Annotated in this window: 17 protein-coding genes; 10 read left to right on the forward strand and 7 right to left on the reverse strand. The window is 75.7% G+C overall.

Features of this window, described 5'->3' with window-relative positions:
* Positions 1-26: 26 nt before the first annotated feature.
* The 4 genes from ASF47_RS15875 (at position 27) to ASF47_RS15890 (ending at position 3,792) form a co-directional block, all read left to right on the forward strand.
* Positions 27-1,208: a PucR family transcriptional regulator gene (locus ASF47_RS15875; RefSeq protein ID WP_056864963.1), complete on the forward strand. Its 1,182-nt coding sequence runs from the start codon at positions 27-29 to the stop codon at positions 1,206-1,208.
* A gap of 250 nt (positions 1,209-1,458) precedes the next feature.
* Complete coding sequence (locus ASF47_RS15880; RefSeq protein WP_056864964.1) at positions 1,459-2,016, forward strand: RNA polymerase sigma factor; 558 nt, start codon at positions 1,459-1,461, stop codon at positions 2,014-2,016.
* Entirely contained in the window at positions 2,013-3,056 is a 1,044-nt protein-coding gene (locus tag ASF47_RS15885; RefSeq protein WP_056864965.1) for an anti-sigma factor, read from the forward strand. The genes ASF47_RS15880 and ASF47_RS15885 overlap by 4 nt, the downstream gene beginning before the upstream one ends.
* A 103-nt stretch (positions 3,057-3,159) precedes the next feature.
* Entirely contained in the window at positions 3,160-3,792 is a 633-nt protein-coding gene (locus ASF47_RS15890; RefSeq protein ID WP_056864966.1) for a fasciclin domain-containing protein, read from the forward strand.
* Between the two features lie 250 nt (positions 3,793-4,042).
* On the opposite strand, the gene ASF47_RS15895 is transcribed toward ASF47_RS15890, so the two are convergent.
* Positions 4,043-5,203, reverse strand: coding sequence for a cation diffusion facilitator family transporter (locus ASF47_RS15895; RefSeq protein ID WP_082500406.1), 1,161 nt, complete (start codon positions 5,201-5,203; stop codon positions 4,043-4,045).
* An 82-nt stretch (positions 5,204-5,285) separates the two neighbouring features.
* Here ASF47_RS15895 and ASF47_RS15900 point away from each other — a divergent pair, with 82 nt between their 5' ends.
* Positions 5,286-6,296: an SGNH/GDSL hydrolase family protein gene (locus ASF47_RS15900; RefSeq protein WP_056864967.1), complete on the forward strand. Its 1,011-nt coding sequence runs from the start codon at positions 5,286-5,288 to the stop codon at positions 6,294-6,296.
* Positions 6,297-6,441: 145 nt separating this feature from the next.
* Here ASF47_RS15900 and ASF47_RS15905 read toward each other — a convergent pair whose 3' ends face one another.
* Positions 6,442-7,974 carry an amidohydrolase gene (locus ASF47_RS15905; RefSeq protein ID WP_056864968.1) on the reverse strand — a complete coding sequence of 511 codons (1,533 nt, stop codon included), beginning with the start codon at positions 7,972-7,974 and terminating at the stop codon, positions 6,442-6,444.
* A gap of 350 nt (positions 7,975-8,324) precedes the next feature.
* Here ASF47_RS15905 and ASF47_RS15910 point away from each other — a divergent pair, with 350 nt between their 5' ends.
* On the forward strand, positions 8,325-8,969 hold the full coding sequence (locus tag ASF47_RS15910; protein WP_056864969.1) for a hypothetical protein: 645 nt from the start codon (positions 8,325-8,327) through the stop codon (positions 8,967-8,969).
* Between the two features lie 170 nt (positions 8,970-9,139).
* Here the strand turns inward: ASF47_RS15910 and ASF47_RS15915 are convergent, their stop codons facing one another.
* Positions 9,140-10,789, reverse strand: a complete 1,650-nt coding sequence (locus tag ASF47_RS15915; RefSeq protein WP_235558803.1) for a serine/threonine-protein kinase — start codon at positions 10,787-10,789, stop codon at positions 9,140-9,142.
* A gap of 69 nt (positions 10,790-10,858) precedes the next feature.
* Between ASF47_RS15915 and ASF47_RS15920 the strand changes: the two genes are divergently transcribed.
* Positions 10,859-11,449: an RNA polymerase sigma factor gene (locus tag ASF47_RS15920; protein WP_056864971.1), complete on the forward strand. Its 591-nt coding sequence runs from the start codon at positions 10,859-10,861 to the stop codon at positions 11,447-11,449.
* 216 nt (positions 11,450-11,665) lie between these two features.
* Positions 11,666-12,649 (forward strand): NAD-dependent epimerase/dehydratase family protein, encoded by a 984-nt coding sequence (locus ASF47_RS15925; protein ID WP_056864972.1) that lies wholly within the window; start codon positions 11,666-11,668, stop codon positions 12,647-12,649.
* Positions 12,650-13,298: 649 nt separating this feature from the next.
* On the opposite strand, the gene ASF47_RS15930 is transcribed toward ASF47_RS15925, so the two are convergent.
* From ASF47_RS15930 to pdhA, 3 genes are read right to left on the reverse strand one after another with little or no spacing between them, the layout of a single operon-like run.
* A complete protein-coding gene (locus tag ASF47_RS15930; protein WP_056864973.1) occupies positions 13,299-14,837 on the reverse strand; it encodes a dihydrolipoamide acetyltransferase family protein in 1,539 nt (512 codons plus the stop codon).
* Positions 14,837-15,820, reverse strand: coding sequence for an alpha-ketoacid dehydrogenase subunit beta (locus tag ASF47_RS15935; protein WP_056864974.1), 984 nt, complete (start codon positions 15,818-15,820; stop codon positions 14,837-14,839). Before ASF47_RS15935 ends, ASF47_RS15930 begins: the two co-directional genes overlap by 1 nt.
* The gene (gene pdhA / locus ASF47_RS15940; RefSeq protein ID WP_056865274.1) at positions 15,817-16,944 is read right to left on the reverse strand and encodes a pyruvate dehydrogenase (acetyl-transferring) E1 component subunit alpha; all 1,128 of its coding nucleotides are present in this window, start codon (positions 16,942-16,944) and stop codon (positions 15,817-15,819) included. Before pdhA ends, ASF47_RS15935 begins: the two co-directional genes overlap by 4 nt.
* A gap of 203 nt (positions 16,945-17,147) precedes the next feature.
* On the opposite strand from pdhA, the gene ASF47_RS15945 reads away from it, so the two are divergent.
* Both ASF47_RS15945 and ASF47_RS15950 read left to right on the forward strand, forming a co-directional pair.
* A complete protein-coding gene (locus ASF47_RS15945) occupies positions 17,148-17,636 on the forward strand; it encodes an SRPBCC family protein (protein WP_056864975.1) in 489 nt (162 codons plus the stop codon).
* A complete protein-coding gene (locus ASF47_RS15950) occupies positions 17,633-17,845 on the forward strand; it encodes a DUF2945 domain-containing protein (protein WP_056864976.1) in 213 nt (70 codons plus the stop codon). Before ASF47_RS15945 ends, ASF47_RS15950 begins: the two co-directional genes overlap by 4 nt.
* A gap of 131 nt (positions 17,846-17,976) precedes the next feature.
* Here ASF47_RS15950 and ASF47_RS15955 read toward each other — a convergent pair whose 3' ends face one another.
* Positions 17,977-18,939 (reverse strand): cation diffusion facilitator family transporter, encoded by a 963-nt coding sequence (locus tag ASF47_RS15955; protein WP_056864977.1) that lies wholly within the window; start codon positions 18,937-18,939, stop codon positions 17,977-17,979.
* Positions 18,940-18,975: the final 36 nt, after the last annotated feature.

Consider the following 18,975-nt stretch of genomic DNA (forward strand, 5'->3'; position numbering starts at 1 on the left):
GGGGTGCGGTCGGACGGGAGGGTCGGATGGTGCGCCGCATCACCCGTCGTACGGCGGGCCACGGGCTCCAGCTGCCGGCGCGTGCCGTGAGCGAGATGCGCTCGGAGCTGGCGGTCGTGGCCGACCGCGTCGTCGACGCCATCATCGCCGACGTGCCCGGCTACGAGGGCGCGCTCAGCGGCCCCATGGGCGAGAACATCCGCACCGCGGTGCAGCTGGCCCTCGGCGGCTTCCTGTCGCTGGCCAGCGGCCGGCGCGGCGTCGACCCCCGCACCCCCGCCGCGCCGTCGGTCGAGGGCGCCTACCAGCTCGGCCGCGGCGAGGCCCGCAGCGGCCGCTCGACCGACGCGCTGCTCGCGGCCTACCGGATCGGGGCCCGCGTCTCGTGGCGCGAGATGTCGGCCACCGCCGTGCGCAGCGGCATGCCGGCCGAGACGGTGGCCTCCTTCGCCGAGCTGGTCTTCGCCTACATCGACGAGCTCTCCGCGGCCAGCGTGGCCGGCCACGCCGACGAGGTCACCACCGCCGGGCGCGCCCGCCAGCGGCTGCTGGAGCGGCTGGCCCAGCACCTGCTCGACGACGACACCCCCGTCGAGACCGTGCTCGACGCCGCCCAGCGCGCCGAGTGGGAGCCGCCCACCACGCTGACCGCCGTCCTGGTGCCCGACTCCCAGCTGCGGCCCGTGCTCTCGGCGGTGGCCGCCAGCACCCTGGTCGTGCCCGAGCCTCCCGCGCGGCCCGGCGCCGACCGCGAGTCGCTCGTGCTCGTGCCCGACGCCCACGACCACCGCCGCGCGGCGCTGCTGCGCGTGCTCGGCGACCGCGGCGCGCTGGCCGGCCCGGCGCGGCCGTGGCTGGAGGTGCGCGCCTCCTACGACCGCGCCGTGCGCGCCCGCGACCTGGGCGTGGAGCTCGACACCGAGGCCCACCTCACCGCCCTCGTGCTCAGCGCCGACGCCTCGGCCCGCGCGGACCTGCGCGCCCAGGTGCTCGCGCCGCTGGGCGACCTGCGCCCGGCCACCGCCGAGAAGCTGGTCGAGACGCTGCGCTCCTGGCTGCTGCACCAGGGCCGGCGCGAGGACGTCGCCGAGGCGCTCTTCGTGCACCCGCAGACCGTGCGCTACCGCATGGGCCAGCTGCGCGAGGTCTACGGCGAGCGCCTGGAGGACCCCGACTTCGTGCTCGCCCTCACCGTCGCGCTGGGCTGAGGCACGGGCGGGGCGCGGGCGCGGGCGCGGGGCGCGGGCGCGGGCGCGGGCGCGGGGCGTCCTACTGACCGTTCCGACCTCTACCTGACCGTCATGACTGTCAGCTAGAGGTCGCAACGGTCAGTAACACGAGGAGCAGGGGCCCCCACGGCGGCCCGACGCGGCCGCAGGGGTGAGGCCCTCCTCATCCTTTTAGGGGGTATCCCGGGCCAGGTGCAACCGCCGGGGCCCCGGCGGGCGAAGCACAGGCATGGAGGTCATCGGAGCGCTCGAGGAGGAGCCGGTCGGCGCGCGTCTCGCGCGCCGCGAGGAGACCGCCCTCGAGGAGGTCTACTCCGCCTACGGCCCCAGCCTGCTGGCCTACCTGCGCCGCTTCGTCGGCGACGACGCCGAGGACGTCCTGCAGCGCACCCTCATGGACGTGTGGCGCCAGGCCGACCGCTACGAGCCCACCATGCGGCTCAGCTCGTGGCTGTTCACGATCGCCCACCGCCGCGCCGTCGACACCCTGCGCACCCGCCGCCACGACGTCGTGCCCGTCGAGGACGCCCGCGACCTCGTGGGCGAGGACGGCCGCGAGACCGCGGAGCGGTACGCCGAGGCCGCCGACGTGCACGCCGCGCTGGCGCGACTGGGCGAGCGCGACCGCGAGGTGCTCGAGCTCGCCTACTTCGAGGGCCTCACCCAGCGCGAGATCGCCGACCACCTCGACCTGCCGCTGGGCACCGTCAAGGCCCGCGCCGCCCGCGCCTCGCGCCGCCTCGCCGACCTCGTGCGCACCGACGACCCGGACGGAGCCGACCGATGACCCCCCGCCGCCACGACCTCCCCGGACGACCCGGCACCCCCGGCCCGCCTCCGGACGGGGAGGACCACCCCGACCTCCAGGCGCTGCTGCGCGCGGAGCTCGACAACGCCCGCGTGCTCGCCGTCGGCGACCACCTGGCCGGTTGCCCGCAGTGCCGCGCCGAGCTGGCCGAGCAGGCCGTCGGCCACGCCCTGCTGACCCGGGCCGCCCGCACCCTCACCGCCCGGCCGGGCACCGCCGGCGGTGCTGGCGGGGCCGGCGGGGCCGTGGGCGCCGGTGGCGCCGGCGCGGTCGGTGGACGAGCTGCCGGGGGCATCCCCGGCGCGGCCGGCCCCGCCGGCCGCCCACCCCGGGGCGGCAGGCCGGCCCCCCGGACGCCGGCGACCGCGGGTGGCACCGCCTCGATGCCCGAGCCACCCCCGCTCGTGGTGTCGTCGCGACCCCGCGGTCGTCGGCCCCTGCTCGCGCTGGCCGCGGCGGTCGCCGTCGTCGCGGCCGGCGTGGGAGCCGCCGGGGGCTGGGCCCTCGCCGGCTCCGGGCCCGACGCCACCGGCTCCCTGCCCGCCGCGGGCGGCGCACCGCAGACCCCCTCGGCCGGCCCCAGCGGCAGCCCTGACGACAGTCCTGACGACAGCCCTGGCGGCAGTCCGACCGGCGGGCCGACCGGGCCGAGCACCGGTCCCGAGCCGCGGCCGGTCGGAGCCGACCTGGCCCCGCTCGAGCGCCGCTTCCGCGACTCCGCCGGCGCGGTGGAGCTGGTCGACGTGCCCGGAGGCACCCGCGTCACCATCACCGCCTCCGGACTGCCCGAGCCCCGGCGCGGGGAGTTCTACGAGGCGTGGCTGCTCGACCCCGCGACCAACAAGATGCTCCCGCTCGGCACCCTCGGCCCCGACGGCTCCGCTGTCGTCGAGCTGCCCGCCGGGCTCGTCTCGGCCTACGCCGCAGTCGACGTCAGCCTCGAGCCCGACGACGGCGACCCCGCCCACTCCGTCACCTCCGCGCTGCGCGGCGCCTACGCCGGCCCGACCCGGGCCTGAGCGCCGCCGACCGGGCCCGACCGGCCCGCCCGGCCCGCCCGGCCACCCAGACCACCACTCGGACCGACCCGCCAGAGAAACACCCACACAGGAGAGAAACCCCATGAAGAAGATCACCACCGCCCTCGCCGCCACCGCCGCTGCCGCGACCCTCGCCGCCGGCGCCCTGGCCCCGGCCTCCGCCGCCCCGTCGGCCAAGCCGCAGGGTGAGACCAGCCTCGCCGAGGTGCTGGCCGCCGACGGCAACCGCTTCGACCACAAGTCGCAGGACTTCGACGTCCTCGAGCGCGCCGTGCTCGCCGTGCTCAAGGCCAAGCCGGAGAGCCCCGTCGGTCTGCTCACCCAGGGCGGGGAGCGCGCCACCGCCTTCCTGCCCACCGACGCCGCCTTCCGCAACCTCGTGCTCAAGCTGACCGGCGAGCGCCCCGGCAACGAGCGCCAGACCTTCCGCCAGGTCGCCGCCGCGGTCGACGTCGACACCCTCGAGGCCGTCCTGCTCTACCACGTGGTCGCCGGCAAGACGCTGGTCTCGGAGAAGGTCGTCGCCTCGAAGGGCGAGCCCACCACCACCGCGCTGGGCGCGACCTGGACCGTACGGGTCAAGGGCGGCGAGGTCCGCCTGGAGGACCAGGACACCAACGCCCGCGACCCCCGCGTCATCGCCCTCGACGTCAACCGCGGCAACAAGCAGGTCGCCCACGCCATCGACCGCGTGCTGCGCCCGATCGACCTCTGAGTCGACCTCTGCGTCCGACCTCCGAGTCGGACCTGATCGGCCGCTGAACGGCGGGCACCCGCCCGCACCCACGACCGTCCGCCACGGTGCCGCTGCGCCGGGGCGGACGGTCGTCGTACGCCGGTGGCGTCCTACTGATCGTTGAGCCCTCTGCCTGACCGTCATGACTGTCGGGTAGAGGTGGCAACGGTCAGTAGGACGCGGGCCGCGGGCCGCGGGCCGCGGGCTGCGGGGCTACGGCCGCCGGGGCTCAGGGCGCCAGGGAGGCCTCGGCGGGCAGGGCGAGGGTGAGCACGGCGTCCTCGATCATCGGGTCCTGCTCGACGTCGGCCTCCAGGCCGCGCAGGCGCACCGCGAGCGCCGACTCCGCGTCGTCGCCGACCAGGTCGACGGCGGCGACCACGAAGAGCCGCTGCGGGCCGACGTACTCGACGTGGAGGTAGGTGATCCGCTCGATCTGGGGGTGGGCCAGCAGGCTGCGCAGCACCCGGGCCTGCAGCTGCGGGCCGAGGCCCTCGCCGAGGAGGTAGGCCATGTTGCGCCGCATCAGGAAGACCGCGACCACCGCGAGCAGCACGCCGATGGCGATCGAGGCCAGCGCGTCCCACACCGGGTCGCCGGTGAGCTGGTGCAGGCCGATGCCCGCGGCGGCCAGCACGATGCCGACCAGCGCCGAGGCGTCCTCGAAGAAGACCGCGCGCAGCGTCGGGTTGGAGGTCTCGGCGACGTAGCGCAGCGGGTGCACGCCCCAGCGCCGGGCGTCACCGCCCACCTGCCGCGAGGCCTGCACGAACGACGTGCCCTCCAGCACCAGCGCCACCCCGAGCACGACGTAGTTGACGACGAACGACGCCTCCTCCTCCGTGCTGCCCAGCTGGGTCACGCCGTGCCAGACCGACACCACCGCCCCCGCCGAGAACAGCCCGAAGGCCGCCACCAGCGACCAGACGTACGTCGCGCGCCCGTAGCCGCGCGGGTGCTCGGCGTCGCGGGGCCGGCCCCCGGAGCGCTCGGCCACCAGCAGGAAGACCTCGTTGCCGGTGTCGGCCCACGAGTGCGCCGCCTCGGCCACCATCGCCGCCGAGCCGGTCACCACCGCCGCCACCGACTTGGCCAGCGCCAGCAGCGCGTTGGCCACGAGCGCGACCACGACGGTGAGCAGCGACTCGCCGCCGCCGCCCTCCCCCTCGCCGCGCGGAGGGCCCGCCGACGAGGTCGCGGACGGGTCGGCGGACGGGTCGGTGGGCGGGTCGGTGGGCGGGTCGGTGGGCGCGGCCGTCGGCGCGGCGGTGGGCGCGGCGGTGGGCGCGGCGGTGGGCGCGGCGGTGGGCGGGGACGGCGGCGCGGTCGGGCGGGGCGGGGCCGGTGCGGGGTCGGCGACCGGCTCGGGGCCGCCGGGGGTGTCGCTCATGACTCCGTCGTACTCCTGCCGTCCTGAGCGCGACACCCCCGGGTGGGGTGGGGCGACCCGCCGGGCCCGTACCGTCGACGCCATGACCGCTCGCCCCTCGGCCCGCCCGTCCCGCCGCGCCGCGGCCCCCGCCCGCCCCGCGACGCTGCGTCTCGCGGCCGCGCTGGCCGCCGGCGCGCTGCTCGTCACCGGCTGCAGCTCCTCGGGCGGCGACGAGCCCGACGACGCCACCGCGCCCTCCCCCGAGACCTCCTCCAGCGCCCCCGCGACCAGCCCCTCGACCAGCCCCGGGTCCACCGCCGACGCGGGCGAGGGCAGCGGCGACTTCCCGCGCTACGTCGCCCTCGGCGACTCCTACACCGCTGCGCCGCTCGTGCCCGAGACCGACCCGCAGGACGGCTGCCTGCGCTCCACGGGCAACTACCCCAGCCTCATCGCAGCCGCCATCGACGGCACCGCGCTCACCGACGTCAGCTGCTCCGGCGCCACCACCACGTCGCTGGTCGGCGTGCAGGAGACCTTCGACGGCCAGGCGCGGCCGGCGCAGTTCGACGCACTCACCGAGGACACCGACCTGGTGACCCTCGGCATGGGCGGCAACGACTTCAACCTCTTCGCCACCCTCATCGGCCGCTGCGGCCAGCTCGCCGCCGAGGACCCCGAGGGCTCGCCCTGCGAGGACGCCGACCTGGTGAAGGACAACGTCTTCCGCCAGATCCGCGGCCAGCTCGCCGCCGCGCTCACCGGCGTCCTCGACCGCTCGCCCGACGCCCGGGTGCTGGCCGTCGGCTACCCCCAGATCCTGCCCGCCGAGGGCACCTGCCCCGACCGCATCGACCTCGCGGTCGGCGACTACCCCTACGCCCGCGACCTCAACGAGCGCCTCGACGCCGCCGTCGAGGGCGCCGCGAAGGACGCCGGGGTCGACTTCGTCGACGCCTTCGCCGCGACCGAGGGCCACGACCTGTGCGCCGAGGACCCGTGGATCAACGGGCGCACCACGCTCGAGGACGAGGCGCTCGCCTACCACCCGCTCGCCGCCGAGCAGGAGGCCGTCGCCGCCGAGGTGCTGGCCGTGCTGGGTCAGGACTGAGCCGCGGCCCCGATCGCCACTTACTGACCGTTGCGACCTCTTCCTGACTGTCGTGACGGTCGGGTAGAGGTCGCAACGGTCAGTAACACGTGTCGCCGCCGGCCGGTCCGGACCCGGGGCGGGCCGGGTCAGAGGGTGGAGCGGGTCAGAGGGTGGAGTGGACCTCGCGGCCGGCGACGTACGTCGCGGCGACGGGCATGGTGCGCAGCTGGGCCGCGGCCGCGGCGGGCGAGTCGCTGGGGGCCAGCGGGTCGCGGTCGAGCAGCACCAGGTCGCCGCGGGAGCCGGCGCCGACGGTGGGCTGGCCGTCGACGGAGGCGGCGAGCACCTCCTGCGGGGTCAGCGCCTGCTCGCCGTGCCACGCCTCCCGCTCGTCGGCGCTGCGGTGCACCGCGGCGGCCATGGCCAGCCACGGGTCCAGCGGCGAGACCGGGGCGTCGGAGCCGAGGGCCAGCTCGACGCCGTCGTCGAGCATCCAGCGGTAGGCGAAGCAGCGCGCGGAGCGCTCGCCCCAGATCTTCTCGGTCAGGTCGCGGTCGTCGAGCAGGTGGGCGGGCTGCACGCTGGCGCGGATGCCCAGCTCGGCCATGCGGCGCACGTCGGCGCGGTTGACCATCTGCGCGTGCTCGATCGAGCCGCGGGCGCCGGTCAGGGCGTAGGCCTCGAGCGCCTCGGCGCACGCGGCGTCGCCGATGGCGTGGGTGGCGACCTCGAGGCCGTGGGCGTGGGCGCGGGCCAGCAGCTCGCGCAGCTCCTCGCCCGACAGGTTGGGCTGCCCGGCGGGGTACTCCAGCCGGTGGGCGTCGCCGTAGGGCTCGCAGCACCACGCGGTGCGGGTGTTGAGGGAGCCGTCGCTGATGATCTTCAGCGGCCCCATCGTGGCGCGGTCGTCGCAGCCGGGCAGCGGGTCGCCGGTGCGCAGGCCCATGGCGATGACGTCGTCGAGGCCCTCGGCGTAGGTCGACATGCGCAGCCGCAGCAGGTCGCAGCCGTGCGACCAGCGCTCGGCCCACTCCGCGGCGCCGCCGGAGAACTCGTAGTCGACCAGTCCGACGATGCCCAGCGCGGCGGCGTGGTCGAGGGTGCGGCGGTAGGCCTCGGGCGAGGTGCCGTCGTCGCCGATGAGCGAGGACAGGCGCGCGTAGGCGCGGAACCACTCCGCCTCGCGCACCACCGAGTCGCGCACCGGCAGCGCGAGGTGCAGCAGCGCGGTGGTGTTGAGCCAGGCGTGGTGGGCGTCGCCGGAGATCAGCACCACCGGGGTGTCGGCGGTGACGGCGTCGAGCTCGGAGACGGTGACCTCGCGGTCCCAGCCGGCCGAGCGGTGGCCCCAGCCGATCACGGGCAGCTCGGGGTACTCCCGCACCCGCTCGGCCACCAGCGCCGTCGCCTGCTCCGGCGAGCGCGCCCCGGTGAGGTCGAGCCGCGCCGAGGTGAGGGTCCACTGGGCCAGGTGGACGTGCTGGTCCCACAGCCCCGGCGCCACCCAGCGCCCCGCGGCGTCGACCTCGCGGTGCTCGTCGTACGCCGTGGTCGGCGCGCTCAGCCGCGGCCCGACCGCCGTGACCCGGCCGTGCTCGACGAGCACGTCGACGGGGGCGTCGGGGGCCCGGTCGGTGCCGCGGTCGGCCGCGCGAACGGGCACGATCCGGGCGTTGCGCACGAGGAGGCTGCTCATGGGCGCCAACCGTAGGGACGTCGCGCACCCATCGCCGAACCGGCGACGAGGCGTGGACGGGCGTCTCCGTCGCGGTGGGCCGGGGCGGCTCGGCGGTGCACCGCGCGGGGGCCGCGCAGGCGCGGCCCCCGCTCGGTGCAGGGGCTGCGCTGCGACCGCCGAGGTGCTGCGGGCCTGTGGCGGTGGTCACCGCCGGTCGGAGCCGCAGGCCCGCCGTACGGCGCGGCCCTGGGCGGTCCCGGGGCGGTCCCGGGGCGGCCCGGACCGGGGCCGGAGGGGACCGGCCACCCGCAACCGCCGGGTAAAGACCCTCACGGCGCCGGGGGCCGCGGGGCGGTTACGGTGTCGCCATGGGTCTCCGGGGTGCGCTCGTCGCGATGGCGCTGGCCGTCGTCGGCGCGCTCGCCGGCGGCCTGCTCGCGGGGTCCCGCAGCGACGCCCCCGCGGCCTTCGGCCCGCCCGTGCCGGTGGCCGCCGCCTCCCCGGCCGTGCCCACCGACCCGCCGGTCGAGATCTCCCCCGACCCCGACTACCCCGCGCTGGTGCGGGGCCTGCCCACCACGCGCGTCGTCGTCGGCACCGCCCCCTTCACGCTGTCGGTGCCGATCCCCGACGGCTGGGTGCGCAGCGACTCCGCGGCCGGCGAGTGGCGCTGGTTCCCCGGGCCGCCCGACGACGTGAAGTACACCTACTTCCTGCGGGTGCGGCTGATCGGCAACGACTACCAGAGCATCGAGAGCGCCCTCACCTCACGGATCGCGGCCCTGGAGAGCGCGACCGCGGTGGAGGACCTCGACGTGGAGTACCGCTCGCGCGACACCTTCGTCTCCACCTACGTCGAGGGCGGCTACAAGCGCGTCAGCTACGAGCGCTTCATCGGCACCGGCCCCGCCGACCCCACGGCCTACGCCTCGATCGCCGTGATCGGTCGCGAGTCGGACCGCGACGGGCTCAGCGCGCTGCTGGAGAAGGTCACCGCCGGCGCGCGCGCCTGAGACCCGCCCTCGCCGTCGTCCCAGCGCCCCACCGGAGGGGACGTCATGCGCCCGGTGGAGTCGCATCCACCCCTCGTATGACGTCCGCGCCACCCCCGCGAACGCCACAGCCCCCGCGCCCTCACGCGTGGGCGCGGGCCGGCCCGACCCGGGCGCGGCGGGGCCCCGGGTCAGAGCCCGTAGGTGCGGACGCTGTCGAGCACGCGGTAGGCCTCGGCGGTGGTGTCGCTGCGCACCTGCACCCACAGCAGCCGGTTGACCGCGACGCGCACGACCCGCTCCACGGTGACCCCGCCGGGGCAGCCGGTGTGCACGACGGTGCGGGTGGGGCGGCCGTCGACGGTGCTGGTGACCGGCTCCTGCGGGCTCTCGCACTCCGCGTGGCCGGGCATGAGGGTCGGCAGGGCGTCGCCGGCCATCAGGCCGAGGAAGACCCCCTCCCCGTCGCTGTCGGGGTCGGTCCAGGAGGCGTCGGTGCCGACGGAGAGGGCGTCGTACGACGCGTCGCCCGCCGGGCCGGCCCACGGCTCGTCGGCCTCGGCGGCGTCCCAGCCGGCCGGCACCTCGACGGCCAGGCGGCCGGTGGCGTCGCTGACGGTGAGCCGCTCGGGGGCCCGGCCGTCGACCCAGGCGTAGCCCGCGAGGGCGCCGGCGCCGAGGGCCAGCACGCCCGCGGCGGCGCCGACGAGCGCACCCGCGACCCGGCGGCGGCGCGTGGGCCGGGCGGTCCGGGCGGGCGGGGAGGGCTCGGGCAGCTCCCCCGACGGCTGGTGCACCGAGGGCCGCGCGCCGGGCTGGGTCAGCTCGGGGTCGAGGGGCAGCCACGGCCGCGAGATCGAGCCCGTCGACCCCTGCCGGCCCACCAGCGGGTCGAGCGCCGCCGAGAGCGCGGCCACGAAGGCCGTGACGTCGGGCCAGCGCTCGTCGCGGTCGACCGCGAGCGCGCGGCGCACCACGGCGTCGACCTCGGGCGGGAACGGCCGCTCCTCGGTCGACAGCGGCGCCGGGTCGTCGGGGTGGGCCGCCGCCTGGAGGCTGGTGTGGGCGTGGGCGGGGCGGCCGGTGAGCAGCAGGTAGGCCAGCGCGCCCAGGGAGTACTGGTCGGCGCGGGCGTCGGGCGCCTCCGCGCGGGCCTGCTCGGGTGCGACGTAGGACGGCGTCCCGGCCACCATCGTCAGCCGGCTCGACACGTCGAGGGCCTTGCCCAGCCCCAGGTCGCCCAGCAGGGCCTGCACGTCGCCGCTCGCGGCGGTGGCGTCGGCGGGGCCGCGGGTTTCACCGGCCGGCTGGTGAAACCCGCACCTGTCGGCCCACGCGTCGGCCGACAGGTGCGGGTCCGGGCCGACAGGTGGGGCGGGTGGGGCGGACGGGGCCGGCCCGGCGTGGCCGCCGCGGGTGGTGCGGAACAGGACGTTGGCGGGCTTCACGTCGCGGTGGAGGATGTCGAGGTCGTGCAGCGCCTGCAGCCCGAGACCGACCTGGCGGACGACCTCCAGCGCCTGGCGGGCGGTGAGGCCCTCCACCTCGAGGCGGTCGGCGAGCGTGCCCTGGTCGGCGTACGACATGACGAGGTACGGGCGGCCGTCGTCGAGCTCGCCGGCGTCGTAGACGCGCACGACGTGCGGGGAGTCGACGCGGCGCAGGTAGCGGCCCTCCTCCAGGAAGCGGCGGCGCACCTGGAGGTCCTCGGTCCAGTTGTCGGCCAGCACCTTGACCGCCACCGGGGAGTCGAGCTGCTCGTCGTAGGCCAGCCAGACCGTCGCGAAGCCGCCCGAGCCGACGCGTCGACGCACCGCGTAACGACCGAGACGCGAGGGCATGGACACGCGAGCATGATAGGAGCGGTCGGCCCCGGTTGGGGCGCCACCACGAGGGGAAGGAGGTCGGACATGCCCGGCACGCACAGCACCGACACCCCGGGGGCGCTGACCCCCGACGACATCGACGACCTCGCCCGGCGCGCCCAGGGCGGCGACCGCGACGCCCTGGAGGACCTGCTCACGGCCGTGCGGCCGCGCGCGCTCAACGTCTGCCGCGGGGTCCTGCCCTACTCCTCCGACGCCGAGGACGCCTGCCAGGAGGCGCTGATCAACATCGCCGCCAAGATCGGCTCCTGGGGCGGGCGCGGCCGTTTCACCACCTGGATGCACGTGGTGGCCGTCAACAGCGCCCGCAGCACCTACCGCCGGATGAAGAACCAGGCCGTCGCCGCCGACCCGCAGGCCGGCGGTCCGCTCGCCGACCGTCCCGACCCGCGCACCACCAGCGTCATCGCCGGCACCCGCCTCGACCTGCTCGAGGCGATGGAGACCCTCGAGCGCGAGCACCCGCAGTACGTCGAGCCGCTCCTGCTCCGCGACGTCTACGGCCTGCCCTACGACGAGATCGCCCGCCTGCTCGCCCTGCCGCTCGGCACCGTCAAGGCCCAGATCCACCACGGCCGCAAGCTGGCCCGGCCGATGCTCAGCGGCGAGGGCTGAGGGCGCGGCTGCGGGTTTCACCAGCCGGCTGGCGAGACCCGCACCTGTCGGCCCACGCGTGGGCCGACAAGTGCGGGTCCGGGCCGACAGGTGTGACGGGTGGGGCGGACGGTGCGGGCCCGGGCGGGGACGGCGGCGCTCGGCCCGGACGACCTGGAGGTCGACCCGGGCAGCACGACCCTCGTGCTCGTTGGCCGCGCCTGACAGGCTCACCCCATGCGCATCCTCGTGCTCGGCGGCTCGGTCTTCCTCTCGCGCGCGGTCGCCCAGGAGGCGCTCGAGCGGGGCCACGAGGTCACCTGCGCCTCGCGCGGTCGCAGCGGCACCGTGCCGGAGGGCGCCGAGCACGTCGAGTGGGACCGCTCGACGCGCGTCGTGCCGCCCGCGCTGGCCTCGCAGCGGTGGGACGTCGTGGTCGACGTGGCCCGCACGCCCTCCTGGGTACGCCGCTCGGTGACGACCTGGCCCGAGGCCCACCACGTCTTCGTCTCCACCGTCAACGTCTACTCCGACGACGCCACCCCCGGCCAGACCCCCTCCCGCGGCGCGCTGCGCCCGGCCCAGCACGCCGACGTCGACCCCACCACCGACCCCGACGCCTACGGCGCCATGAAGGTCGCCTGCGAGGAGATCGTGCTCGCCGGCGCCGCACGCAGCCTCGTGCTGCGACCCGGGCTGCTGATCGGGCCCGGCGACCCCTCGGGCCGCTTCACCTACTGGCCGGCGCGGCTCGCGGAGGCCGGCGACGGCGAGCCCGTGCTGGCCGGCGGCTCGCCCCGCGACGTCGTGCAGGTGCTCGACGCCCGCGACCTCGCCACGTGGGTCGTCACCGCGGCCGAGCGCCGCCTCACCGGCGCCTACGACGCGGTCGGCCCCACCACCACCGCCGGCGAGCTGCTGGCCGAGGTCGCCGCCGGCGTCGGCGTCACCCCGCGGCTGCGGTGGGTCGCCTCCGACCGGCTCGAGGCGGCCGGCGTGCAGCCGTGGTCGGGCCCCGACTCGCTGCCGCTGTGGCTGCCGCGCCCGGCGTACGACGGGATGCTGGCCCACGACGCCACGCCCAGCCTGGCCGCGGGGCTGGTCGTGCGGCCGGTGGCCGACTCGGCCCGCGACACGCTGGCCTGGCTGCGCGCCACCCCCGGCGCCCCCACCACCGGCCTGACGCGCGAGGCCGAGGCCGCGGTGCTCGCCGCGGGGTGAGGCTCCGCCCCGCGGATCGGCCGCGGGGCGCAGGGTGGACGTCATACGGAGGGTGGATGCGCCCCCACCCCACGCATGACGTCCCACCCGTCCGAGGCCGCCCGCGCAGGACGTCATACGCGACGTGGGTGCGCCTCCACCCTCCGTATGACGCCACCACCCGCCCCAGGCAGCCCCGGCAGGACGTCATACGACACGTGGATGCGCTTCCACCCTCCGTATGACGCCACCACCCGCCCCAGGCAGCCCCGGCAGGACGTCATGCGACACCTGGATGCGCCTCNACGACACGTGGATGCGCTTCCACCCTCCGTATGACGCCACCACCCGCCCCAGGCAGCCCCGGCAGGACGTCATGCGACACCTGGATGCGCCTCCACCCTCCGTATGACGCCACCACCCGCCCCAGGCCGCCCCGGCAGGACGTCATACGACACGTGGATGCGCTTCCACCCTCCGTATGACGCCACCACCCGCCCCAGGCAGCCCCGGCAGGACGTCATGCGACACCNCGTCATACGACACGTGGATGCGCTTCCACCCTCCGTATGACGCCACCACCCGCCCCAGGCAGCCCCGGCAGGACGTCATGCGACACCTGGATGCGCCTCCACCCCACGCATGACGTCCCACCCAGGAGCGGGCGACCTCAGAACAGCAGCGCCGAGGCGGGGTCCTCGAGGATCGAGGCGACGTCGGCGAGGAACTGCGAGCCGGCCTGGCCGTCGACGTGGCGGTGGTCGAAGGACAGCGCCAGCGTCGTCACCTGACGCACGACGATCTCGTCGACCCCGTCGCGGGTGACCACCCACGGCTTCTTGGTGACCGCACCGAAGCAGAGGATCGCCGACTCGCCGGGGTTGATGATCGGGGTGCCGGCGTCGACGCCGAAGACGCCGACGTTGGTGATGGTGAACGTGCCGCCCGCCATCTCCGCCGGCTGGGTGCGGCCCTCGCGCGCGGTGGCGGTGAGCTCGCCCAGCGCCGCGGCGAGCTCGGGCAGCGCCAGGTCGTGGGCGTCCTTCACGTTGGGCACCACCAGGCCGCGGGGGGTGGCGGCGGCGATGCCGAGGTTGACGTAGTGCTTGAGCACGACCTCCTGGGCGGCCTCGTCCCACGTGGAGTTGATGACCGGGGTGCGACGCATCGCGAGCACGCAGGCGCGGGCGAGCACCAGCAGCGGCGAGACCTTGAGCCCGCGCAGGTCGCGGTGGTCCTTGAGCCGCTCGACCAGCTCCATGGTGCGGGTGACGTCGACGGTGACCCACTCGGTGACGTGGGGCGCGGAGAACGCCGAGCCGACCATCGCGCCGGCCATCATCTTGCGCACGCCCTTGACCGGCTCGCGGGTCTCGCGGGCGCCACCGGCCGCGGCCGGCCGGGGCGTCGAGGCGGGCGTCGAGGCGGGCGTCGAGGCCGACATCGTGGCCGGCGTCGGCTCGGGAGCGGCCCCCCGGCCGGCGGCGGCGTGGACGTCGTCGCGGGTGACCGTGCCGCCGGGCCCGGAGGCACGGCAGGCGGCGAGGTCGACCCCGAGGTCCTTGGCCAGCTTGCGCACCGGCGGCTTGGCCAGGGCGCGTACGGCGGCGGGGTCGGTGGCCCGGGCCGGCACGAGCGCGTCGACCGGCTCGGGCGCCGGCGGGGCCGGGGTGGCGGGCACGGCCGGCTCGTCGGAGGCCACGACCTCGTCGGACTCCGCACCGCCCGGCGCGAAGGCGCCCTGCAGCTGCATCTGGGTGTTGGCGCCGGCCTCGGTCGAGGGCGACGCCGACCCCTTGCGGGCGCGGCGCACGGGGCCGCGCTCGGCCTTGTTGCGCCCGACGAGGCTCTCCCCCTCCCCGCCCCCGGAGGCGGCGGGGTTGGACAGGTCGATGGCCATCTCGGGCTGGGGCGCGGCGGCGGCCGGCCCCGGCGCGGGCTCGCCGGTCGACGCGGGGTCGCCCACGCGGATGATCGGGGTGCCGACGTCGACGGTGACGCCCGCGTCGACCATCAGCGCGAGCACGGTGCCGGCGTAGGGCGAGGGCAGCTCGACGAGCGACTTGGCCGTCTCGATCTCCACGATGATGTCGTTGATCGCGATGACGTCGCCGACCGCGACCTTCCACTCGACGATCTCGGCCTCGGTGAGACCCTCGCCGACGTCGGGGAGGAGGAACTCCTGGGTGGGGGCCTGGGTGGTGGTCATCAGAACTCCATGCTGCGGTCGACGGCGTCGAGGACCCGGTCGAGGTCGGGGAGGAAGTCCTCCTCGATCCGCGAGGCGGGGTAGGGGGTGTCGAAGCCGCCCACCCGCAGCACCGGGGCCTCCAGGGAGTAGAAGCACTGCTCGGTGATGCGGGCCGACAGCTCCGCGCCCAGGCCGAGGTTGACGTGGGCCTCGTGGGCCACGACGGCCCGGCCCGTACGCCGCACCGACTCCAGCACCGGGGCCATGTCGAGGGGCGAGAGCGTGCGCAGGTCGATGACCTCGAGCGAGCGGCCCTCGGTGGCGGCGGCCTCGGCGGCCTTCATCGCCGTCTTGACCATCGGCCCGTAGGCCAGCAGCGTCACGTCGGTGCCGCGCCGCACCACCCGCGAGGTGAACAGCGGCGCGGGGGTGGCGGTGGTGTCGAGGTCGGCCTTGTCGGCGTGGTACTGCCGCTTGGGCTCCAGGAAGACCACCGGGTCGTCGGAGGCGATGGCCTGCTGGATCATCCAGTAGCCGTCGACGGGGTTGGAGCAGGTGACGACCTTGAGCCCGGGGGTGTGGGCGAACTGCGCCTCGGGCGACTCGCTGTGGTGCTCCACGGCGCCGATGCCGCCGCCGTAGGGGATCCGGATGACCATCGGCATCCTGGAGCGGCCCTTGGAGCGGTAGCTCATCTTGGCCACCTGGCACACGATCTGGTCGTAGGCGGGGTAGACGAACCCGTCGAACTGGATCTCCACCACCGGGCGGTAGCCGCGCAGCGCCATGCCGACCGCGGTGCCGACGATGCCCGACTCCGCGAGCGGGGAGTCGATGACGCGGTCCTCGCCGAAGTCCTTCTGCAGGCCGTCGGTGATGCGGAAGACGCCGCCGAGCTTGCCGACGTCCTCGCCCATGAGCAGGACCTTGGGGTCGTCCTCCATCGCGCGACGCAGCCCCATGTTGAGCGACTTGGCCAGCGTGACCTTGTGGGTGCTCATCGGTCGGCCCCCTCGAAGGACTCGAGGTAGGCCGCGAAGCCGTCGCGCTGGGCGGCGAGCTCGTCGGTCATCTCGGCGTAGACGTGGTCGAACATGTCGAGCGGCTGCGGGTCGGGCATCGCCTTGCAGCCCTCGCGCAGGCGCGCGCCCAGGTCGTCGGCCTCGTCCTTGACCCCGGCGATGAAGGCGTCGTCGACCAGGCCGTTGCGGCGCAGGTAGACCTCGACGCGGGCGATCGGGTCCTTGAGCTTCCAGCTCTCCACGTCGTCGGAGAGGCGGTAGCGGGTCGGGTCGTCGGTGGTGGTGTGGGCGCCCATCCGGTAGGTGTAGGCCTCCACGAAGGTCGGGCCCTGCCCGTCGCGGGCGCGCTGGAGGGCGGCCTGGGTGACGGCGTAGGTGGCCAGCACGTCGTTGCCGTCGACGCGCACGCCGGGGAAGCCGAAGCCCAGGGCGCGCTGGTAGAGCGGGATGCGGGTCTGGCGCTCGATCGGCTCCGAGATGGCCCACTGGTTGTTCTGGCAGAAGAACACCACGGGGGCGTTGTAGGAGGCGGCGAAGATGAAGGCCTCGTTGACGTCGCCCTGCGAGGAGGCGCCGTCGCCGAAGTGGGCGATCACCGCGGCGTCGCGCTCGGGGTCGCCGGTGCCGACGACGCCGTCGCGCTGCATGCCCATGGCGTAGCCGGTGGCGTGGAGGGTCTGGGCGCCGATGACGATGGTGTAGAGCCCGAAGTGGTTCTCCTCGGGGTCCCACGCGCCGTGGTCGACGCCGCGGAAGAGCCCGAGCAGCTTGAGGGGGTCCACGCCCTTGCACCACGCGACGCCGTGCTCGCGGTAGGTCGGGAAGACGTGGTCCTGGGTGCGCAGCGCGCGGCCGGCGCCGATCTGCGCGGCCTCCTGGCCCAGCAGCTGGGCCCAGATGCCGAGCTCGCCGTGGCGCTGGAGCGCCGTGGCCTCGGTGTCGATGCGCCGGGTGAGCACCATGTCGCGGTAGAACCCGCGCAGCTGCTCGGCGCTGAAGTCCATGTCGAACTCCGGGTGGTGGACGCGCTCGCCCTCCGGGGTCAGCAGCTGGACCAGCTCGGGGCCGCCGTCGCTCTGGGAGGGTCCGAAGACCTCCACCAGGTCGGGGCCGAACGTCGAGTCAGGGGACACGTGCGCACTCCTTCGCTCTCACCGGCCCGACGGGGTCTCCGAGGCCGTACGGCGTGTCCGAGCGGGCCGCCAGGGGCGGGGTGGTGCCCCTGTGACCCCGGACACATCGTGGTCGGGGACAACGTACCTGCGAGGGTGAGATGGCCGCCAATCACCCGCCGTAGCCTCGGGGCATGGCCTCCTCAGCACGCCCCGTCGTGACCGCCTCGGCCGTCGTCGACGCCCCGCCCGCCGTCGTCTTCGACATCCTGGCCGACCCCCGGCAGCACCCGCTCATCGACGGCTCCGGCACCGTGAGGGGCTCGACCAGCGGGCCCCCGCGGCTGGAGCTGGGCTCGACCTTCGGCATGGACATGCGCATCGGCGCGCCGTACAAGATCCGCAACAAGGTCGTCGAGCTCGAGCCCGACCGGCTGATCGCGTGGCGCCACGTCGGGCTGCACCGGTGGCGCTACGAGCTGGAGGAGCTCCCCGCCGACGACACCGGCGGCCCGGCCCGCACGCGGGTCACCGAGACGTGGGACATCAGCCGCTACCCCGGCCTGGTGCAGGCCGCCTACCACCGCGCCGGCGTGGCCGCGAAGATCCAGCGCGGCATCGAGAAGACCCTGGTCAAGCTGGGCGCGGCCGCCGAGCAGGCGGCCCGGAAGGAGACGCGATGAGCATCCGCACCGGCACCGAGGTCAGCTGGTCGTGGGGTGGGGGCACCGCGAGCGGCACCGTCACCGAGGTCCACCACGACACGGTCGAGCGCACCACCAAGGGCTCGACGATCACCCGCCACGGCAGCGACGACGACCCGGCCTACGTCATCGAGCAGGAGGACGGCACCGTCGTGCTGAAGCTGCGCTCCGAGGTCGACCGGGCCTGAGGCGAATCGGCGCGTCGACCCCCACCGCCTGACGTCATGCGCACCGTGGATGCGCCTCCACTCCTCGCACGACGTCCGCCGTCCTGCCTCTCGACACGACGGACAGGCGGGCGGGCGGGCGGACGGTCGGCTCAGTGGAGCTCGCCGAGGTCCTCGTGGGCGCCGTGGGAGACCGGCTCGACCTGGAAGGTCGCGTGGCGCACGTCGAAGTGCTCCGCGACGCAGTGGCACAGGTCGTCGAGCACGGCCCCGACGCCCCGCTCGGCCAGCGCCGCGTCGGTGACCGTCACGTGGGCCGAGAGGCTCGGCAGGCCGCTGGTGATGGTCCAGGCGTGGAGGTCGTGCACGTCGACGACGCCGGGCACGTCCTCGATGTGGCGGCTGACCTCGACCAGGTCGAGGCCGGCCGGGGCCACCTCCAGCAGCACCGCGACGGCGTCGCGGGCCAGCACGAGGGCGCGCGGCAGGATCATCACCGCGATCAGCAGCGAGGCCACCGGGTCGGCCCGCAGCCAGCCCGTGGTGAGCACGACGACGCCGGCGGCGATGGCCAGCACCGAGCCGAGCAGGTCGGCGAAGACCTCGTTGGCGGCGCCGCGAAGGTTGAGCGAGCCCGACTCCGAGCGGCTGAGCACCAGCATCGACACGGCGTTGGCGAGCAGGCCGACCGTGGCGAAGGCGATCATCGGCCCCGCCTCCACCTCCTGGGGGTCGGCGAGCCGGCTCAGGCCGGCCCAGGCGAGGTAGCCGCAGACCACCAGCAGCACCAGCGCGTTGAGCAGCGCGGCGAGGATCTCCGCGCGGTGCAGGCCGAAGGTGGAGCGGGGGCCCGGGCGGAGCCCGGCGACGTACGACGCCCCGAGCGCGAGCACCACAGCGCCGGCGTCGGTGGCCATGTGGCCGGCGTCGGCGAGCAGCGCCAGCGAGCCGGTGACCACGGCGCCCACGACCTCGAGCACCATGACGCTCGCGGTGACCGCCAGCACCACCCGCAGCCGCCGCCGGTCGGCGGCGCGACCCGCGGCGTGACCGCCCGGGTGCCCGCCCGTCCGCCGGCCCGCGTGCCCGTGGCCGTGCCCGTGTCCGACTCCCACGCGCGCCAGCCTAGGCGGCCCGGGCAGGCATGACCC

Source organism: Nocardioides sp. Leaf285, from assembly GCF_001422955.1.
Taxonomy (GTDB): domain Bacteria; phylum Actinomycetota; class Actinomycetes; order Propionibacteriales; family Nocardioidaceae; genus Nocardioides; species Nocardioides kribbensis.